The 19,199-nt window shown below is 64.8% G+C and carries 18 protein-coding genes; 5 read left to right on the forward strand and 13 right to left on the reverse strand.

Going from position 1 to position 19,199, the window contains the following annotated elements; genetic code table 11:
- Positions 1-39: 39 nt before the first annotated feature.
- A complete protein-coding gene (locus tag M0R89_RS10490) occupies positions 40-933 on the forward strand; it encodes a CAP domain-containing protein (RefSeq protein ID WP_248649035.1) in 894 nt (297 codons plus the stop codon).
- On the opposite strand, the gene M0R89_RS10495 is transcribed toward M0R89_RS10490, so the two are convergent.
- The 5 genes from M0R89_RS10495 to M0R89_RS10515 all read right to left on the reverse strand — a co-directional run bounded on the left by M0R89_RS10495 (position 934) and on the right by M0R89_RS10515 (position 6,692).
- Positions 934-1,194 (reverse strand): hypothetical protein, encoded by a 261-nt coding sequence (locus M0R89_RS10495; RefSeq protein ID WP_248649036.1) that lies wholly within the window; start codon positions 1,192-1,194, stop codon positions 934-936. It lies immediately after the preceding gene.
- Complete coding sequence (locus M0R89_RS10500) at positions 1,195-1,497, reverse strand: hypothetical protein (protein WP_248649037.1); 303 nt, start codon at positions 1,495-1,497, stop codon at positions 1,195-1,197. It abuts the gene before it with no gap.
- Positions 1,494-3,191, reverse strand: coding sequence for a hypothetical protein (locus tag M0R89_RS10505; RefSeq protein ID WP_248649038.1), 1,698 nt, complete (start codon positions 3,189-3,191; stop codon positions 1,494-1,496). The genes M0R89_RS10500 and M0R89_RS10505 overlap by 4 nt, the downstream gene beginning before the upstream one ends.
- A gap of 1,503 nt (positions 3,192-4,694) precedes the next feature.
- Positions 4,695-5,027 carry a hypothetical protein gene (locus M0R89_RS10510; protein ID WP_248649039.1) on the reverse strand — a complete coding sequence of 111 codons (333 nt, stop codon included), beginning with the start codon at positions 5,025-5,027 and terminating at the stop codon, positions 4,695-4,697.
- 276 nt (positions 5,028-5,303) lie between these two features.
- Positions 5,304-6,692 carry a tyrosine-type recombinase/integrase gene (locus tag M0R89_RS10515; RefSeq protein ID WP_248649040.1) on the reverse strand — a complete coding sequence of 463 codons (1,389 nt, stop codon included), beginning with the start codon at positions 6,690-6,692 and terminating at the stop codon, positions 5,304-5,306.
- Between the two features lie 18 nt (positions 6,693-6,710).
- Between M0R89_RS10515 and M0R89_RS10520 the strand changes: the two genes are divergently transcribed.
- Positions 6,711-7,754: a SagB/ThcOx family dehydrogenase gene (locus tag M0R89_RS10520; protein WP_248649041.1), complete on the forward strand. Its 1,044-nt coding sequence runs from the start codon at positions 6,711-6,713 to the stop codon at positions 7,752-7,754.
- A 153-nt stretch (positions 7,755-7,907) separates the two neighbouring features.
- Here the strand turns inward: M0R89_RS10520 and M0R89_RS10525 are convergent, their stop codons facing one another.
- A complete protein-coding gene (locus tag M0R89_RS10525) occupies positions 7,908-8,837 on the reverse strand; it encodes a sulfide-dependent adenosine diphosphate thiazole synthase (protein WP_248649042.1) in 930 nt (309 codons plus the stop codon).
- Positions 8,838-9,170: 333 nt separating this feature from the next.
- On the opposite strand from M0R89_RS10525, the gene M0R89_RS10530 reads away from it, so the two are divergent.
- On the forward strand, positions 9,171-9,365 hold the full coding sequence (locus M0R89_RS10530) for a cold-shock protein (RefSeq protein ID WP_135826496.1): 195 nt from the start codon (positions 9,171-9,173) through the stop codon (positions 9,363-9,365).
- Positions 9,366-9,498: 133 nt separating this feature from the next.
- Here the strand turns inward: M0R89_RS10530 and M0R89_RS10535 are convergent, their stop codons facing one another.
- Genes M0R89_RS10535 through M0R89_RS10545 form a run of 3 tightly spaced genes read right to left on the reverse strand, consistent with a single transcriptional unit; the run spans position 9,499 to position 11,415 of the window.
- Positions 9,499-9,744 carry a hypothetical protein gene (locus M0R89_RS10535; protein ID WP_248649043.1) on the reverse strand — a complete coding sequence of 82 codons (246 nt, stop codon included), beginning with the start codon at positions 9,742-9,744 and terminating at the stop codon, positions 9,499-9,501.
- Between the two features lie 54 nt (positions 9,745-9,798).
- A complete protein-coding gene (locus tag M0R89_RS10540) occupies positions 9,799-10,548 on the reverse strand; it encodes a 4-phosphopantoate--beta-alanine ligase (RefSeq protein ID WP_248649044.1) in 750 nt (249 codons plus the stop codon).
- Between the two features lie 30 nt (positions 10,549-10,578).
- Complete coding sequence (locus M0R89_RS10545; protein ID WP_248649045.1) at positions 10,579-11,415, reverse strand: pantoate kinase; 837 nt, start codon at positions 11,413-11,415, stop codon at positions 10,579-10,581.
- Positions 11,416-11,513: 98 nt separating this feature from the next.
- Between M0R89_RS10545 and M0R89_RS10550 the strand changes: the two genes are divergently transcribed.
- Positions 11,514-12,365, forward strand: a complete 852-nt coding sequence (locus M0R89_RS10550) for a formate/nitrite transporter family protein (RefSeq protein ID WP_248649046.1) — start codon at positions 11,514-11,516, stop codon at positions 12,363-12,365.
- Between the two features lie 176 nt (positions 12,366-12,541).
- Here the strand turns inward: M0R89_RS10550 and M0R89_RS10555 are convergent, their stop codons facing one another.
- From M0R89_RS10555 to M0R89_RS10570, 4 genes are all read right to left on the reverse strand, one after another.
- A complete protein-coding gene (locus M0R89_RS10555; RefSeq protein WP_248649047.1) occupies positions 12,542-13,339 on the reverse strand; it encodes an ABC transporter permease subunit in 798 nt (265 codons plus the stop codon).
- A complete protein-coding gene (locus M0R89_RS10560) occupies positions 13,332-14,279 on the reverse strand; it encodes an ABC transporter ATP-binding protein (RefSeq protein ID WP_248649048.1) in 948 nt (315 codons plus the stop codon). The genes M0R89_RS10555 and M0R89_RS10560 overlap by 8 nt, the downstream gene beginning before the upstream one ends.
- A gap of 134 nt (positions 14,280-14,413) precedes the next feature.
- Positions 14,414-15,136 (reverse strand): phosphoglycerol geranylgeranyltransferase, encoded by a 723-nt coding sequence (locus M0R89_RS10565; protein ID WP_248649049.1) that lies wholly within the window; start codon positions 15,134-15,136, stop codon positions 14,414-14,416.
- Positions 15,137-15,414: 278 nt separating this feature from the next.
- The gene (locus M0R89_RS10570) at positions 15,415-17,916 is read right to left on the reverse strand and encodes a DNA topoisomerase I (RefSeq protein ID WP_248649050.1); all 2,502 of its coding nucleotides are present in this window, start codon (positions 17,914-17,916) and stop codon (positions 15,415-15,417) included.
- Between the two features lie 684 nt (positions 17,917-18,600).
- On the opposite strand from M0R89_RS10570, the gene M0R89_RS10575 reads away from it, so the two are divergent.
- Positions 18,601-19,173 carry a response regulator gene (locus tag M0R89_RS10575; RefSeq protein ID WP_248649051.1) on the forward strand — a complete coding sequence of 191 codons (573 nt, stop codon included), beginning with the start codon at positions 18,601-18,603 and terminating at the stop codon, positions 19,171-19,173.
- The last annotated feature ends 26 nt before the right edge of the window (positions 19,174-19,199 follow it).

Here is a 19,199-nt window from a genome sequence, read left to right on the forward strand (position 1 = left end):
GTAGACAATTCTGATTCCGAATCAAACTCGCCCGAACCGATGGACAACGGCAAGGTTAGAACCTACGGGACGGAAGAAGCGGTCGAAAACCTCGATTCGAGTCCCCCTGTCCAAACGAAGTCTGACGAGGATCTAGACGACGAGCTAGACGAAATTCGGGAGAAACAGAAAAACTCAATCTTCGACCACATTATCAACGCCGTCGTCTATCCTTTCGCTATCGGCGTAGTTCTCTTCCGGTGGTTCTTCTCTCTTCGGGCGTTATTGATTCTCATTCTCGGCGTGGCGACGGTTGGGCAACTCGGACTCGTCGGCGTACCGGGGTTCCCAGTGGACACATCCCCGGCAGAATCTGCGATAGACGATGCAGGCGGTGCAGTCGCCAACGTTACCGACTCGGATGCTAATTCGACAAACGGCTCTTCCGACGGTGGATTTCTGAGTGACGACGAACTGAACCGGACGAAGATAGAGTATCTGGTTCACAAAGAAATCAACGAGCGAAGGCGCGCGCATGATCTGCGGCCAATCCAGTTCGACAAGGAGCTACGGCAGATCGCTCGCTACCACAGCAAGGACATGGGCGAGAACCAGTATTTCGCACACGAATCGCCGTCCGGTGAGACAATGGCCGACCGCTACGACAAGTTCGGGTACGACTGCCGCGTAGATACGAGTGGGAACCAGTACGCAACGGGCGCGGAGAACATCGCCTACACCTACGCCTACGAGAACATCGCTCGTGAGAATGGAGAGACAGCGTACTACACAACCGAGAAGGAAATCGCGCAAGGACTCGTCAACGGCTGGATGAACTCAACCGGCCACCGGAAAAACATCCTGAAACCGTATTGGGAAAACGAAGGTATCGGCATCTATATTATCGAAATAGACGGAAAGACACGGGTCTACGCCACTCAAAACTTCTGCTGATTACTTTAGATATCTCTCCTTCCGCACGCTATACGCAACACCCCATATTAGAATACCGAAGATAGCGACCATGATACCGTCAAAGAACGACGATATCATGCCGTCGATTAGGCTCTCACCGTCCCAATGTCGGGTGTCTAGGTCGTTTGCACTTTTTATCTTCTCACCCGTGGATTCGAGCGCGGGTCCGGCGGCGGCTTGGACCATGACCATCGTAAAGATGAACAGTAGGACCGTTACGACGGTTTTCCACATCGGCATCTATAATCGCCCTCCCTGTCGCTCGTAGACCGCTCCGGCGAGAAGCCCGAGTAGCGATACGAACGCCACATAGAACAAGATGTTACTCCACACCATGCGGGTGTTGCTGACGCTCTCGGACGCCGCGCCGCCCGAATCCACCATGCTCGAAGTGTGGTCTAAGACCATTTCGACCCCCGGCGAGAGGATAGCGAAGAACATCGCGCCGACGATGATAGCCCCGAAGAACCCGATGATACGGAACGCGAGTCCCGCGCGCACCTCTCCCGGCGGCTCATTCCCGGTAGTTTCTGCGTCCGTCATAGTCCCTCCAAATTCAGGTCCATGTCGGCTTCGACGTTCCCCACATCCGCTTCGGCTTCAATCCCACCGGAGAGGATCGTTTCAGCACTTGCGACGGGGTTGGTCCACGCGAAAGTCCCGTCGCGGCGTCGGCGGTCGTCGTCTTCGTTCACCCGTCCGTCGAACTCTAAGTCTAGATCCGGCGTCCGGGGCTTACGCGGCGTGCGACCGGGGGTGTCCATCTTGTAGTCCTGCTCCGGCGGTTGGTCTAGCCGTAGGTCGGTCGGCGTTCGCAGGTCAATGTCTGTCGGCGTTCGTTGGTCCGGTGGCGTGTCCGTGTTCGGCGGGTTCCGTTCAATCGGCGGATTACGGAGGTCGTCGTCGTAGTCGCGCCCCACGGTGTCGTCGGGGCGGAGATAGTCGTCTATGTCCGGCCCCATGTCCGTCCTACCCCCACGGTCTGCACCCGGAAGATCGGTTTCCACGGGTCCGAGTATCGGCCCAACCGCGTCTCGGAAGCGTCCGTCCGGTGTCCGAGTGTCGGCGTCGGGCGTGCGACCCGGCACGTCGCTCTCACCGGGACGGGTCGGCACGTCGGATTCGCCGGGACGAGTCCGGGTCTTCGGCCCTGTCTCACCGCCCTTCCCCGAGTCGCCAGTCTTCTTCCGCTGTTTGACGATAGTATCTTGCCCACCGCCGTCGTTGCGGTTCCGCACGTCCACGTCCACGTCGCTACCGCCACCGTCGCCTTTCGATCCTGTGTTGCCGTCGCTCTTTGTATCGCCGTCCGTGCGAGTCTTCCCGTCGTTGAAGTCGAAGTCTAGACCGTCGCCTTCTATGTCGATTTGGACACCGCTCGTAGACCCGGTGTTGCCGCCGTCGCCGCGTCCGAACTTCAACTTGTTCGCTATCTCACCTTCGAGCCGCGCCCGCGTGAGAGCTAGGTCGGCAGGGAGATCGGACACGTCCCGTTGGAACCGCTTGAACCGTAGGTCTGCCTCTTGCTTCACCCTGTTCACGCGGTTCTCTATCTCTCCGGCCTTTTGCTTCGACTTTAGCTTCGCTTCCGCCGGTAGGTCGGACACGTCCCGCTTCGCCCGCTCGAAGCGAAGACTCGCGTCCTGTCGCGTCTGACGTAGCCGCTGTTCGGCGTTATACTTCGCCACGTCTTTTCGGATGCGGAGTTCTTCCGGCGCGTTCTTCACGCGAGACTTTGCCGACTCGCCGCGTTGCCGCGCCTCGAAGCGGGCGCGGTTGATTGTGGCTTCTATCTCGGAAGGCAGATCGGACGCTTTCGACGCGCCTTGCTGAACGCCGGATTTGACCCGTCCCGGCGCTTCGGCGGCCTTCGAGGGCGCGGCCTTCGCCGCCGACGCGCCCTTCGTCGCACCGGCTTTCACGCGACCGGGTGCGCCCGGAGCGACGATTTCCGCCGCGAACCCGACAGGTTCCTCTTTCACGGCGGTTGCTAGCGTCTCGCCGCCCGTCTCGGCGGCGTTCTGAACCTCCTCGGCGTCCTGATAGGCTTTGTCTTCGTTGATTGCCGTGTCGTGTAGGTGTCCCTCGGTCTGAATCCCTATGTCTCCGAGAGCCTTCCCTGCCGACCCTGCGACGAAACCCGCGTCTTGCGGGGCTTCCACCGCCGCGTTCCGTAGCTGTTGAATTACTGGCTTCCCCTGTTCGCCGCCGATCCCGATTCGCGGGTTCAGGTTCACCCCTTCGACCTTGATAGGTTGGTCGGCGTTCGGGACGTGCTTGTTCAGGAACTTCGTCGCGTCCGTTCCTGCGAGTTCGGCCTGTTCGCCCGTGACGTAAAGGTTGGCGAAGAAATTGCCGTCCTTCGCCGCCTCCTCGAAGGCTTTGTCCCGCTGTTGCGTCCCGAACAGACGCGCCCCGGTACTCTTTGTGTCGTAGACGCGCTCTCGGTGGTCCATGAACGCGGAGTTTGCGTCTTCCACCGCGTCCACCGTGCCGCTCGCAACGTATTCACCCGCTTCTACCGTCTGATTATACTCCTCCTCTATCTCCCCTACAAACCCGTCCCAGTTGTCCGAGTCGCGGTTTGTATCGCCGGTCGGGGTTGTAGCTGTCGGCGGGGCGTTTCCGTCGCTCTCGGACGAATCTGAACCGTCGCCGGTTGGCGTTGTGGCGGTCGGCGGTGTAGACGAGTCCGAACCCGAGTCCTCGGTCGGCGTCGTCGGGGTCGTCGTGGAACCACCGCCACCGCCGGACCCGGACGAACCGCTACCCGGCCCGCCGGTAAGGTCGTCTTCGATGTTCCGGTATTTCTGCCGCGTATCTGTCCGGCCACCGGACGAACCGCCGGTTTCAACAGGGCTACCAAGCGCACCCCGGTCGTTGGCGTTCTCCACGTCGTCGGAGAGCGGTTCATCGGGACTGCCGCCGCCCGAGACGGGTTCGGGTGTCGGACTGTTCGGCCCTGCCACGTCGTCGGGTAGCGCTGAACTAGATCCGTCACTACCTCCACCCGACGAACTCCCACCGCCGGACGAACCGCCGCTACCCGGACGGTAAACGTCACTCCCGGTCTGTGTGCCGTCGAACGGGTCGCTTCCCAACGAACCACCGTTATCTACCGACGAACCGCCCTGCGTCGGCGTCGGCCCGTTCATGTCGCTTTCTACGTCCGACGGAACCGAGTCGTCGGGGCTACCACCGCCGCCCGTGCTACCACCGGACGGGCTACCGCCGCTAGCCGGTTCGGGCGTCGGACTCGAAGGACTTGTTATGTCGTCGGGTAGGTCCGTCGCGCTTGATGAACCACCGCTACCGCCGGAATTGTCGCTAGACGAACCCCGAGAAGACTGATTTCCTCCGGTCGAACCCCCGGAGTTGCCGCCGGAAGACCCGCCTCCAGACGACGAGTTTCCCCCGCCACCGCCGGAACCGCCGCTACCTCCGGACGGTTCAGGTTCAGGGTCAACTATGTCCGTCGGATCGGGCGCACCGCCACCGCCGGAAGTGTTGTCCGACGGCCCGACGAGTCCCCCATGCAGGTAGCGGCGTCGGCGGTTACGACCGCCACCGCCACCGGAGCTGTTCGAGTCGTTGTCTTCGTCGTCCGAGTCAGACGAGTCGGACGAACTGCCGGACGACCCGCCACCCCCGCCACCGAGAGTAGCGCGTCGTCGCGGGCCAAATCGTGCCATACGGGAAGATACCCACTATACCCATAAAAGCGGGAAACGTCGCCCGGTCTAGAGCGACGTTTGCGCCCGCTGGTAGATGGTGTAGCCCGCAACTGTCATTGCCAACACGGCGAAGAACACGACGATACGGACGGCACCACTCGGAATCAGGAACATGAAGACCGGCCCGGCGAAGATCGCCGCGACGAACAGCGGTGCGACCGACTGATGGTAAATGGCGTAGGCCAAACCGATTCCCGCAAAGACGAGTAGCGCAAAAATCGGCATACCCATACCTGCCCCCATATCCGAAGTATAACTACACGTCACGGCGTCTACGGGGTGATTGCCGTCGAACGACGCGAGAAACTCCCACAGTTTGTCTTTGTCTGAACAAGCCATATTGCCGAAAACGTGCGAGAGAAGGTTTAAGATAGAACGTCGGCGGTGCCACGAAGGCGGCGGACGAACGCAGGAACTCGATTGATGGCAGACTCCCCGAAGTTGGCAAGACTTTGGCTGTTCACGGCGGCTATGCCCGCCCAAACCTGTGGATGGGGATAATGGCGCTCTTGGGCGCTAGACGCCGGACTTCGCGCCACAGGCGGATGCTGATAGTGCGCCATTATCCAAGTGAGCATAGGGACCGCTGTAATAAAAGGGGTGAACGTTAGGGGGTTACTCGTCGGCCAACTTCTCAATGAGTCGCTGTTTGACCGCGGGGTCTTCGAGAAGGTCGTCAAAGGCGTCAATCATCTCCATCTTGTCGGCGTCGGTGGGGTCGGCTTCTCGGTACGACTTCTTCATCTGGTCCTGAATTTGGTCCTGCGCGCTCTTGGCGTCCGGCGTGAACACGGCCCCACAGCGGTCACACGCCCGCGCGTTCTTGGACAGGTGGTTTCCACACACGTCGCATTGCTCCCGCGAGAGCGGTGATTCACTCTCCCTCTCGGTGTATCCTGCCGACGCTTCCGCGCGGTCGATATGGTCTTGGTCGCTCAAGTGCGAATACGTCGTTTCCATGACGCGAGAGTCCGGCGCGTGGCCGATTAGGTATTTCACGTCTTCGTCCGCCATGTCGTAGTCCCGCTTACAGATAGTCACGAAGTTGTGCCGGAGTGCGTGGGGATGGAGCGGCTTCGAGACGCCCGTTTCCTTCTTGAGTTTCTTGAAGAGCTTGCGGAAGAGTTCGTTCGTGACGGGTTCGTGCGGGTCTACGCTGTTGTATTTCGGCTTCGGAGTAATGAGGTAGGCGTCGGGATCGTCACTCGCAGGGTGGTACTTGAGCCAATCGCGGACTGCCGTCTTCGCGCCGAGTAGCGGGCGCGCGCCACCGTTCTTGTCGGCGTTCTTGAGTCCGTCCGCGTCGGTGTTCAACCAGTACCGTCCCGTAGGGCCGTCGGAGGGTTCCACGTCTTTCACGCGGAGCGTCCGAATCGCCCCGGCGCGTTGGCCCGTGTAGATGAACAGGTGGAAGATGCACAGGTCGCGCGGGTGGTCGATAGCCGCCTCTAGCTCTTCGATTTCCTCCCGCGTGAGCATGTCGCGGTCGTCAATTTGCGTGTCCGGACGCTCGAAGGTGTTGATTTTCTCGGCGTCAACGTCTAGGTCGTCGTGATACCGATAGAAGGTCCGGAGTGTCATTTGCACCTGCCGGACAGTCGATTTCTTCCGACCCTCTTGGACGAGTTCGTGGGTAGCGTGGTTTATCTCGTCGTGGGTGGCGGTGGACAGGTCCGTGTGTTTCGAGACGCGAATCAGGTTCGTGATGTACCTAGCGACCGTGTTGTAGGATTTGCCGTCGGCGGTCGGGACGGTCGGATCGTTCGGGTTGTGTGCGCGGGCGAACTCTTCGATTAGGTCTTGGTCTTCGTCGCGCAGGTCTTCGCCGTAGAGCGCGTCGTCGCGTCGGTGTTTCATCGTCTCGGTGCCACACTCGGGGCAGGTGTCCGGGTCCGTGTCAAATCCGGTCCCACAGTCCTTGTTCTTGCATTTGTAGTGGGGCGTCTCGCCGAGTAGCCGGGCCATGTCGCGCTCGTACTTTTCTTTGGGAGTCCGCGTTACCATATTCCGACAAATAATCCGATGGTACTTGTAGTTTCCCCACCACTCCTAACGGGAAACGCGTGGAAGTACCGCGAGCGCACCTACCGCCACGCCTTCTGGGACTCCGGGACCGTCCTCGCCAACCTGCTCGGGACCGCCCACGCCTTCGACCTGCCCGCGTCGGTCGTCGCCGGGTTCGACGACCGCGCCGTCGCCGACCTGCTCGGGGTGGCTCCCGAGACCGAGGCTCCGCTCGAACTCGTCCCGGTCGGTGAGGGTTCGCCGGTCGGTGATTCGTCCGAGAGCGACTCGCCGCCGGACGCGCTCGACCCTGCGACCGAACCGCACCCGGAACACGACCGCGAACACGACCTGCCCCGCGAGGCGTGGGCGACCAGCGAACTCTCCGGCGGCGTGGCGGCGACGGCGTGGCGCGAGCGGGTCCGCGAGGCCGCGCCGGTCGGCAAGACGCCCGCTGGCGACGGCGAGCGCGTCCCGCTGGACCCCGTCGGGTACGAGACCGAGGTGGCGCGGCCGCTCCGGAGTGCCGCCGAGCGTCGCCGCTCGTGCCGGGCGTTCGCCGACGAACCGCTGAGTCGCCGCAAACTCGGGACCGTCCTCGACCGGGCCACTCGCGGCGTACCGGGCGACTGGAACGGCGGGACCGCGCCGGGATTGCAGTTCAACGACGTGTACGTGCTGGCGACCGACGTCGAGGGCGTCCCGGACGGGCGCTACCAGTTCCATCCCGAGGAGGCCGCGCTGGAGCGACTCGGCGACGCGACCAGCGCCGACCAGACTCGACTGGCGCTCGGACAGGAGTGGGCCGGCGACGCCCACGTCAACGTCTACTGCATGACGGACGTCGGTGCGGTGGTCGAGAACGCGGGGGACCGGGGATACCGTCTGGCCCAACTGGAGGCGGGCGTCACGCTCGGGCGACTGTATCTGGCGACCTACGCCCACCGTCCGCTCGGCGGGACGGGCCTGACGTTCTTCGACGACGAAGTGACCGACTTCCTCTCGCCCCGCGCGGCAGAGCAGACGCCGATGACGCTGTACGCGATGGGCGTCGCGGAGTAGATATCGACCAACTGGTCCGTCGAAGCATCCGCGCGCCGACGGCGCGCGGTTCACCGGACGCGAGCGAAGCGAGCGTCCGGGAGGTTTTTCCCCACGTTTTTACGAGGAGCGGTGGGCGAGCGAAGCGAGCCCACCCGACGAAGTAAAAAGTGGCTAGTCGTCCGCCGAGGCGGTCCGCGTGGTCATGTCCACCGGGTCGGCGTCGACGCCGAGTTCGTCGAGGGCGACTTGGGCCGCGCGCTTGCCCGAGACGAGCATCGCGCCGAACGTCGGCCCCATGCGCGGGAGGCCGTAGGTCGTCGCGGTCGCCATGCCGGTCGCGACGAGACCGTCGTGGACGAGACCGGTGTGTTCGACGACGGCGTCCTCGCTCTCGCCGACCCACATCGAGTCGTGACCCGGCGAGTCGTGGCCGGGCGCGCCGTAGGAGTCGTCGCCGGTCTGGTCCATGCCGGTGGCGTTCTCCTTCGCGTCGCCGATTCCGGGCGCGTCGAGGACGCCTCGCTCGTCGAGTTTCGAGACCGCCATCGCGTCGTGGCCGGTCGCGTCGATGACGAGGTCGGCCTCCACCGCGATGGGGTCGACGCAGGTTATCTCGCGGGGCAGGGCGTGGACCGGCGTCCAGTTCATCACGATGCCGCCGACCCGGTGGTCCTCCCGGATGACGATGTCGGTGAACTCGGTCATGTTCTGCATCTTCGCGCCCGCGTCGCAGGCGGCCTTGATGAGCGCCGAGCAGGCGTGGGGACCGTTGGCGACGTAGAGGCCCTCGCTGTCCTGCGACCGCTTGAAGTCCACGTCGAGGTCGTCCAACACGCGCTGTGCGGGGTCTCGGACCGTCACCTTGTTCATCAGGAACCCGCCGAGCCAGAATCCGCCGCCGAGATAGTTGTTCTTCTCGACGACCATCGTCTTGACTCCGCGCTCGGAGAGTTCCTTCGCGGCCATCAGGCCGGAGGGACCGCCCCCGACGATGATGACGTCCGAGTCGCTGAAGTCCATGAACTCCTCGGTCCACTCCTGTCCGATAGCTCGGGTCACGTCCGCTTCGCCGACGTCGCTGAACTGTTCGAATTCGCTCATACAACCCGGTAATACCACAAGGTTGTTGAAAGGCGTTGCGGAATCGGTCTTCGGAACTCTCGACCGGTCCGGCGGCGCGATGTTACCATGCAGCAGCGGTGCGTCCGCCTACGCAGGCGAAAACTGGCGACAGGTCGGAACGCCGCGGCGTTCCGGCCTCGGCACTCGGTCGCCTCTCGTCACTTTCGACCCGTTTCCGCGAAATCGGCGAAACCACCGACGCGAGTCCTGCGTCACGCGTATCCAGCGAAAATCAGGCTTCAGAGCGCCGATACCCGTGATACCGCGACCCTCGGAAGCGTTATCCGTAGCGGGGGTCTCTCTATAGTTGCAATGGCAAACGGAACTGTTGATTTCTTCAACGACACTGGCGGCTACGGTTTCATCTCTACCGACGACGCGGACGACGACGTGTTCTTCCACATGGAGGACGTTGGCGGCCCCGACCTCGAAGAGGGAACGGACATCGAATTCGACATCGAAGACGCCCCCAAGGGCCCGCGCGCGACGAACGTCGTCCGCGCGTAAGTCGGAAGACACGTCGCATAGCGCGACGCTATACTGCGATTTTTACGGAAACTACGCTCGACAGCGAAACGCTCGTCCGACGGCGAGACGCTCGTCGCTCGACGGCGAGACACGTTCCGCCGCACCGCGACCGTCAGCGGACGGTCCGGAGGTCGGACCCGTACTCGCTGTCGGCGTAGCGCCCCCGTTCGTTCCAGTCGGCGACGCTCTTGCCGACGGTGGCTAACGCCGAGCGCAGTCGGTCGGTGTCGACCGTCCCGTCGTCCCGGAGTGCGGCCCGGACGGCGTCGGGGCCGGGGAGCGTCCGGTCCACGTACCGCACTTCGTACTCGGTCACGGCGTCGTCCCGCGCGCGAGCGAACTCGGAGATGTCATGCAATCGTCGCGTAGTTCCGTCGGAACGACAAAAAGTTAGTGGAACCGCGGCGGTCGGTCAGTCCAACTCTCCCCGGCGAATCGCGCGTTCTGCCTCCGCCAGCGCCGCCTCGCGGTCGAATCCCTCGACGATGGCTTCCAGTTCCTCGCGACTCGCACCCTGCTCTCGCAACTCTCGCGCATGCTTCGTCACGTTCGGCACGGCACGGACGATGTTGTCGATTATTGGAACCGCGGCGGTCTGGGCCGACCGAGACATCGGGTTCAAGTCGATAACTATCTCGACTTTGCCCATCTCGGCCAGCGCCTCCGCCCGGTCGCCGTCCTCCAGCGGAACCACCACCACGTCGGCGGAGTAGATGCCGTCTCCGTCCACCTTAGCGCGCTCGTGGTCGAGGCCGGGAATCCGGGCGTCGGCCGCGAGACCCTTCACGTCCTCCGCGCCGTGGTCGCGCAGGTGGTCGGCGATGGCTTCCATGCGCTCGTCGGTGCGATTGAACAGGTTGACTTCGAGGTCCGCGTCCACGGCCTCGGCCAACTCGACCATCTCGCCGGGGACGAGCGCCGCGACGTTCCCGTTCACCGAGAGGACGGGGTGGTCGGCGAGGAGCAACCGGGCGGCGGCCGCGCGCGCCGCCTCGTCGGCGCTCGGGATGGTCTCCTCGCCCAGGAGGTAGTCGTAGGCCTCGCCGCGGCCCTGCGCGATGAGACCCTGCTTGCTCGTGATGCCCTTCTCCACGCCCTCCTCGATTCGGTGGCGGGTCCGGAGCGACTCGGCGCGGGGGTGGTCGTCGGGAATCTCGGTCATACCTCCGCCTCGGAGTCGAGTCGGGAAAAATCAGTCCATCTTCAGCGTCGCGCCCGAGGGGTGGGTCTCGCAGGTCTCGGGGTCGTAGCCCGCCCGCGAGAGACCGTTGCCCAGCGCGAAGACGGTCTCGCCGAGCATCGCCATCGCGGCCTCGCCGCCCGCCTCCTCGACCTCCGACAGGACGCCCGCTATCTCGGGCGTGAGCAGGTCGGCCTCGCGGGCGAACTCCCGGGAGGCGGCCATCAGCGTCGGCAGTGTCGGTTCCTCCACGAGGCGGACGAGTTTGTCGACGCCGACCTCCGAGAGTCGGTCGGTGTTGCCGGCGAGGACTTCCGAGGTCGAGCGCTCGCCGAGCGTCAGGTACTCGACGCGGGTCCGGGCGGGCACGCCGTCCATGCGGCCGTACTCGGGCGCGCCGGGGTCGAGTCGGACCGGGACGCCGCCGCGGGCCTGCGCGACCACGTCGCCGAGACCGGTCCCGGCCTCGACCTCCGCGGCGTGGGCGATGGCGACCAGTTCGTTCTCCGAGCGCCCGCACTCGAAGCTCCGGTTCGCGGCCAGCGCGGTCCCGAGTGCGGCCGCTCCGGAGACGCCGAAGCCAGCGCCCACGGGGAGGTCGGTCGTGGCAGTCACGCGGGCCTCCACGCCGAGGTCCGAGAGCACTCGCGTCACCGCCTCGACTGCGGCCGGTTCGTCGTTCAGTTGCATCGAAGTCTCGGCGGCGGGTTCGACCTCCACGGTCACGCCCTCCGAGAGGGTCAGGCCCGCGCCTCGGGAGCCTGCCTGCTCGGGGTCGTCGGCCTCGTGGACGCTGAAGAAGCCGGTGACGTGGCCCGGCACGAACGCCCGCGACGAGTCGCCTGTCATGTGCTCGTCTTGCGAGTCGGGCCGTATAATCTTTATAATCCCGGTCGGGTGCCGACAGCGACTTCCGGCGCCCTCGGCTAGCGTGTTCGTATCAGCCAATGAGTAGCGACAGCGACCCGTCACCGACGTCCTATCGGGAGATTCTGGGCCTCGAGATCGAGGAGGGGCTGAGCCAGTTACAGCGCTCGAACACCGGACTGATGCTATCGGGACTCTCGGCCGGATTGGACATCGGCTTCGGTCCCTTCCTGATGGCGGTCGTTTTCACGATGAGTTCCGGCGCGTTCTCCGACCCCCTGACGGGACTGCTGGTGGCGAACGCGTACGCCGTCGGCTTCATCTTCGTCGTCCTCGGCCGGTCGGAACTGTTCACCGAACACACGTCGCTCGCGGTCGTGCCGGTCCTCAACGGACAGGCGTCCGTGACCGAACTCGCCCGACTGTGGGGCATCATCTACGTCTCGAACCTCGCCGGCGGGGCGCTGTTCTCGCTCCTCGCGGTTCAGGTCGGACCGGAGTTAGCGACCGTCGAGATGTCGGCCTTCGGCGAAATCGCCCACGGACTGGTGAAGTACTCGTGGTCCACCACCGTGCTGGCGGCCGTCCTCGCCGGATGGCTGATGGGACTGATGACGTGGCTGGTCGCCGCCGGACAGAACACCATCAGTCAGGCGTTCTTCGTGTGGTTGGTCGCGGCGGTCATCGGGTTGGCCCACCTCCCCCACTCCATCGCGGGGAGCGTCGAGGTCATGCTCGGCATGTTCGCCCGGCAGGGTATCACCGTCCTCGATTTCGCGCACTTCCTGCTGTGGTCCACTGTGGGCAACGTAATCGGCGGGTCCGTCTTCGTCGGCCTGCTCAAGTACGGCCACGGCATCCGCGGCGGGACCGACCCCGAGGATATCGACGTGGACGTCGAAGAGGAAACCGCCGACCAGAAGTCGGGGTGACGGCCCGCACGGTCCGACTGCGAAAAAGGTCCGCTTACGGCGACAGACGCTGTCGGTCTCGCGGGAACAGCACTGTCTCGCGGATGTTTTCCACTCCGAGCATCTCGGTAACGAGGCGCTCGCGCTGCTCGTCGTCGAAACTTCGAATCAGGCGGTCGTCCGCGGGGAATCGTTCATCAGACGTCTCGCCTCCGGAACCACCACGCGCTGACCGCGACGAGCGCCGCGGTCTCGGCCAGCAGGACGAGCGCGCCCGCCCAGTCGTACTCGCCGCCGACCAGTATCGCGGTCGGGTCGTAGTAGCGGGTCGGGCTAACTGCGCCCAACCATCCCACGTCGGCCGACTGGCTGACAGTCTCCAGCAGGAACAGGCCGAAGATGGACCCCAGACCGCCGCGCTTGGCGACGTCCGAGTCGTCCACGACGACCGACAGCAGCAGGCCGATGCCGCCGCACGCGAGCAGGTACGGAATCGACAGCAGGTGGACCGCGACGAGGTCGGCGACAGGAATCGTCTCGCCGACGGCGAGAACGGCGGCGTACACCGCCGCGCCGACGACGAGATTGACCGCGACCACGACCGGAATCAGGGAGGCGAACTTCTCGACCACGACGCGCCGCCGGGTGACGGGCGCGGCGAGCAACACGTCCATCCGGCCGCGCTCGACGTCGCCCGCCACGAGGCCGCCCGCGACGTAAGCCGTGTAGATTCCCAACAGCAGCACCCAGAAGAACTGGTAGAGTTCGACCGCGAGAAAGCCCTCGATGGTGGCGATGGAGAACGCGCCGGTCGCGCCGAACGCGGCCTGCATCGCGGGCGGTAGGCTCTCCATGTAGGCGTCCAGGTCCGCGCCCGAACTGGCGATGGACGGGAACAGCGCGACGAAGAGCGCGGACAGCAGGGCGAGCAGGACCGCCAAGACGAGCGCACCCCGAATCCGGCGCTCGGACTCGTAGGCGGCGACCTCAAACATCGGTCTCGCCTCCAGCGGACGCGGCCGTCTCCGTCGGCGGGGAACTCGCTGGCCGCTCCGCCGGGGCGTGGTCGTAGAACTTCATGAACACGTCTTCGAGCGGCGCTTCCTCGATTTCGAGGTCCCGAACCGTGTACTCGCGGAGGTGGTCGAGCAGGGCGTCGTACTCGCCGGTGAACATGAACGAGGCGTCGCCGTCGCCCGCGTCGAGGTCGTGGACGCCCGCGATTTCGAAGTCAGCGGGGTCGAGCGCCTCCTCGACGGCGACGCGGACGCGCTTGCCGGACCGGTCGAGCAGTTCCTCGACGTCCTCCATCGCGACGAGTCGGCCGTCCCGAACGATGCCCACGCGGTCACAGACCTTCCGGACCTCGCTCAGGACGTGGCTGGAGAAGAAGAACGTCGTCCCGCGGGACCGCTCGTCCTCGATGAACTCGTAGAGGCGCTCCTGCATCAGCGGGTCCAACCCCGAGGTAGGTTCGTCCATGATTACGAGGTCGGGGTCGTGCATGAACGCCAGCACGAGCGCGAGTTTCTGCTTGTTCCCGGTCGAGTAGTCGCCGACCTCTCGCTCGACGGGCGGGTCGAAGCGTTCGAGCAGTTCGTCGCTCCGCTCGTCGCCCTTCAGGGCGGCGTGGTACCGAATCAGTCGCCGCCCGGTGACGCCCTCGTCCAAGCCCGGGTTGCTCGGCAGGTAGCCGACGTGACGCTTGGCCTCGACGAGCGCCGCCTCGTCGGTCACGTCTCGGCCGAGCAGGGTCGCGGACCCGCCGGTCGGGGCGACGAACCCCAGCAGAGTCCGGATGGTCGTGGTCTTGCCCGCGCCGTTCGGACCGAGGAAGCCGAACACCTCGCCCTCCGCGACCGAGAACGAGAGGTCGTCGATGCCCCGAGTGTCGCCGTAGTACTTCGTCAGGCCGGTGGTCTCGATGGCGCTCATGCTCGATAGTCGGGGAGTTGGTGCTGTGAGCAGGTGAACAGTTCGGTCCCGCGCTCGCGACCGCCGAGTCGGACGCTACGCTCCGGAGACGCCGCACTCTCGGTCCGGAGAAGCCGAATCGCGAGGAGGAGAGTTCAGGCCGATTCTGCGGGCGTCTTCTTGGCGTCCTTCGCGCCCTCGACGGTCTCGCGGACGGCCTCACAGCCCTCGTCGTGGACGAGGTCGCCGACGACCACGGTGTCGGCGTGTTGGGCCATCGTGTACGCGGAATCGTAGTCGCGGATGCCGCCGCCGTAGAAGAGGGTCGCCTCGTCCAGCGCGTCAGCGGCCGCCTCGACCACGTCGGGGTCGCCGAAGGTGCCCGAGTACTCGACGTAGACGATTTCCTGCCCGAACATCTCCTCGGCGACCTCGGCGTAGGCCGCCACCTCCTCGGGCGACTGGTCGCAGTCGGCCTCGGTGAGTTCGGCGACGCTGGCGTCGGGGTTGAGGATGATGTACGCCTCGGTCGTCGTGCGTTCCCAGTCCACGTCGTCCATCCTGACCCACTCCTTGTGCGCGCCGGTAATCCACGACACCGCTCCGGCGTTCAGCACGACCGGCACGAGGTAGCCGTCGAGGTCGTCGTCGTCGACCACGACCGCGGGGTTGCTCGGTTCCTGATATAGCGGCACGTCGTACTTCGCACAGGCGTCGATGACCCGCTGCATCTTCTCGGTGGTCACGTCGAGGGTGCCGCCGATTTCGAGGGCGTCGGTGCCGGTCCGGCACACGTCCTCGAAGGTCTCGCCCTCGGCGAGCGTCTTGTCCGGGTCCAACTTGACGATGTGGTCCCACTCGGTCCACGATGTACTCATTGTTCGTGTAAACCTTAGGGTGCGCTAAAACCCCTTCGGAACCGACCACGACCTTTTACTGCGCCCAGAACCGCGGCGCTGCCGCGGTTCTTCGCTGGTAAAACGTCGACGAAAAACGCGGCACTCCTCCCGTCGCTCGCTTCCGCCCGCGTTCGTCGTCGCTTGGTCCGCTCGCTCACGTCCGTTCGCTCGCGGTACTCGTCGCTGGCCCGCGGCGTGGCGAGTGAGGGTCTCGGCGCGACGTGAAAAAGTGGAGCGACCGGGAATCCGCCGACCGTTTAGTCGGCTTTCGCCTGCCAGCCTCTCAGTCTGTCCTCGCTGACGCCCTGTACCTCGGAGGCCACCGTCTCGACCTCCGCGGATTTCAGGTCGTCGATGCTCTCGATGCCCGCCTCAGAGAGCTTCTCGGCGGTCTTCGACCCGATGCCGTCGAGCGATTCGAGGTCGCTGCCCGACTCGCTCTCGCGGGCCTGAAACTCCCGGTAGTTACAGATGGGACAGCCCAGTTCCCACGGTTCGTCGCCGTTGTGGACGACGAGTTCCGGCAGGTCGTGTTCCTCGCAGCGCTCGTCGGTGACTTCGATGTCGCCCCGCCGCGGGAGCGGGAGCGAGTAGTCGCAGTCGGGATACCGGGTACAGCCGACGAGTCGCGAACCGTTCTGGAGGTGTTTGATGGCGAGTTCTCCGCCGTGTTCCTCGCCGCAGTCGGGACAGACGCCGATGACTTCGTCCTCCTGCTCCTCGGCCTCCTCGGCCTTGCAGAGCGGACAGCCGTGGACGAACGTCTGGCGCCCGGCGAGCATCTTGACGTGGCGCAGACCGTGGTCCTCGCACTCCTCGTCGAGAATCAGGGGCTTGCCCGTGTTCGGGAGCGGCAGGGTGTACTCGCAGTCGGGGTAGCCGTCACACCCGACGAAGTACGAGCCGTTTCGGCTCTGGCGGACCAGCAGTTCGTGGTCCGACTCGGGGCAGGGGCCGAGTTTCTTGTCGGCCTTCAGCGACTCCTGCAACAGGTCGGCGACCTCTTCGCGGGAGTCGCGCAACTCGTCGAACACCTGCTGGAGGTACTCGCGGGACTCGTCGGCCACCTCGCTCAGGTCGGCCTCGCCCTCCGCGATGGCGGTCATGTCTTCCTCCAACTCCCGGGTCATCTCCTCGCTGACCACGAGTTCAGCGAACTCCTCGGCGGCCGTGACCACGGCGTCGGCCAGTTGCGTGGGTCGGGGCGGGTCGCCCTCGACGTAGCCCCGGTCGTAGAGTTTCTCGATGGTGTTGTGGCGAGTCGACTTCGTCCCGATGCCCATCTTCTCCATCGTCTCGATGAGTCGCGACTGGCCGTACCGGCGGGGCGGTTGGGTCTGCTTGTCCTCGATGCGGGCCTCCGTGACCGCCAACTCCTCGCCCTCGGTCACGTCGGGGACGTAGTTCTCGGAGGTGTTGAAGTAGGGGTAGACCGCGTGGTAGCCCTCTTTCACGAGGCGCTTGCCGTTGGACTTGAGTTTGTGCTCGTCCACGCCCGCGACGACTTTGAGGTGTTCCCACGTCGCGGACTCGGCCACCGTGGCGAAGAAGCGCCGGACGACGAGTTCGTATATCTCCCACTCGTCGTCGCTCAACTCGCCCTTGGTCGGGATGTCCTCGGTCGGGTGAATCGGCGGGTGGTCGGTGGTCTCCTCGTCGCCCTCGGTCGGTTCGAGGTCGTCGAGGTCGAGCAGGTCGTCGGCGTCGTCGCCGAAGTGATAGTCGCCCGAGAACGCGTCGAGCAACTCCTCGGGGTCCAAGTCGTCGGGGTAGACCGTGTTGTCGGTCCGGGGGTAGGTCATGTACCCGGCGGTGTAGAGGTCCTCGGCGATGCTCATGGCCTGCTGGGCCGAGTAGCCCAGACTCCCGGCGGCCCGGATGAACTGGGTGGTGTTGAACGGCGCGGGCGGGTCGTCGGTCCGGGTCCGCCGGTTGACGCGTTCGACGGTCGCGGCCGCGGCCGAGTCGAGCGCCTCGAAGACGGCCTCGGCGGTCTCCTCGTCCCAGACGCGTTCGGCCTCGTTGTCGTCCTCGTCGCGGTAGAAGTACTGGGACTCGAACTCGGTCGTCTCGTCGTCGGTCTCCTTCAACAGGTCGGCGAACAGTTCCCAGTAGTCTTCGGGGTCGAACGCCTCGATTTCGCGCTCGCGGTCCACGATGAGTTTGAGGGTCGGCGACTGCACCCGTCCGACCGAGATGAAGTCGTCGCCCAACTGGCGAGAGGACAGCGAGAGGAACCGCGTCAGGGCCGCGCCCCAGATGAGGTCTATCTCCTGGCGCGCTTCGCCCGCGGCCGCGAGGTCGAAGTCCAAGTCGTCGGGGTTCTCGAAGGCGTCGGTGACCTCGTTCTCCGTGATGGAGGAGAACCGGACCCGGCGAATCGGCACCTCGTCGTTCACGTCGCGGACGAGTTCCCACGCCTCCTTGCCGATGAGTTCGCCCTCGCGGTCGTAGTCCGTCGCGATGGTCACGGTGTCTGCCTTCCGGGCCAGCACTCGCAGGGTAGAGACGATGTTCTCCTTCGTGGCCTTCTTCTCGATGGGCGCGTCGATGAGTTCGACCGGTTCCACGTCGCGCCAGTCGTTGTACTCGTCGGGGAAGTCCACGCCCACCACGTGGCCCGACAGGCCGATGCACCGTCGCCCGCCCCACTTGTAGACGTTGACGCCGTTCTTGCGCTCGGCCTCGGCGGACTCGCCGCTCAGTATGTCGGCGATGCGTCTGGCCGCGTTGTCCTTCTCGGTGATTATCAGCTCCATACCTCACCTCCGACTTCCGGGGAGTGCCCGGCGTGGCGGGGTCGCTCTCGGGGAAGTCCGCCGCCGCTCGGGAGTCGCTCGTCGTCCATCGTGTCCCCGCTAGGACAAGTGAATTGGTAAAGCTTTCGACGGCCAAAACCGCCGGAAGGCGGTGGCACAAGGCGCGTGCGTCGTGCGTGTGGGTGCCCGAAGTCGGGTCCGTGAGGAGTCTATGAGGAGGGGTCGCGAGTCCCGCGGGGGAAAGGCCGCGAGCGACGGTTCGGAGCAGTGGGACCCCGGGTGAAGCCCGACAGTTCGCTCTATTTCGGTCGCGACGGTTGAATTAACCGGGTCGCGTATAAGTTACTATTTTTGTGTTATCAAACCAGATAACCGGGGAAACGATTATACCACGCCGATTATGATTCCCGACGAATACTAAATGAACTCTATCGGTGTCCTTATCGTTACCGTGACAGTGTCGGGCCTCGGAGCTCTCGCCCCGATAGTGGGGTCTCACCTCGCCGGTATCGGCGGACGGTACGGCGAGGCGTCACCGAGACGGCTCTTTCGGATTCTGGCGGTAGCTACCCTCCTCTGCCGCGCACCGCGCGCGCCGGTCTTGCGTCGTTCGTCGTCCGGGTTCGGCGGCCGCAACGGGTCTGCCGGCTCCGCCGGGAGGCTCCGCGTCGACGGAGGTGCCGAATGACGACGACCGTGTTGATAGCCGACGACGAACCGGCTCTCACGAACATGTACGAGCGGTGGCTGTCGGAGTACGAGTGCCTCGTCGCCCACGGCGGTTCGGAGGCCACGGAGATACTGGACCGCCGCGGCGACGACATCGACGTCGCTCTCCTCGACAGGCGGATGCCCGGCAGGAGCGGCGACGAGGTCCTCTCGGACATCGAGGAGCGGAACGTCGAGTGCCGGGTCGCGATGATAACTGCGGTCGCTCCGAGCGACGACATCGTGAGCATGCCGTTCGACGACTACGTGACCAAGCCGGTCTCGGCCGAGACGATTCGGGGGACGGTCGAGGCGCTGCTCGAACGGGCCGAGTACGCCGACGTGCTCGACCGATACTACACGCTCGCCGCGAAGCACGCCGCGCTGACCGACGAGCGATCAGCCGCGGGACTGCGGGAGAGCGAGGCGTTCGCCGAACTCGAAGCCGAACTCCGAGAGGTCGAGCGCGAACTGACAGAGTCGGCCACGTTCGACGACCACGAGGAGTTCCAGAGCCTCCTCCTCGAAGCGACCCGCGGAGCGACCTGATCGCCGGAGGTCGAGGTCCGAGGCGG

The sequence above is a fragment of the Halorussus limi genome (assembly GCF_023238205.1).
GTDB lineage: Archaea > Halobacteriota > Halobacteria > Halobacteriales > Haladaptataceae > Halorussus > Halorussus limi.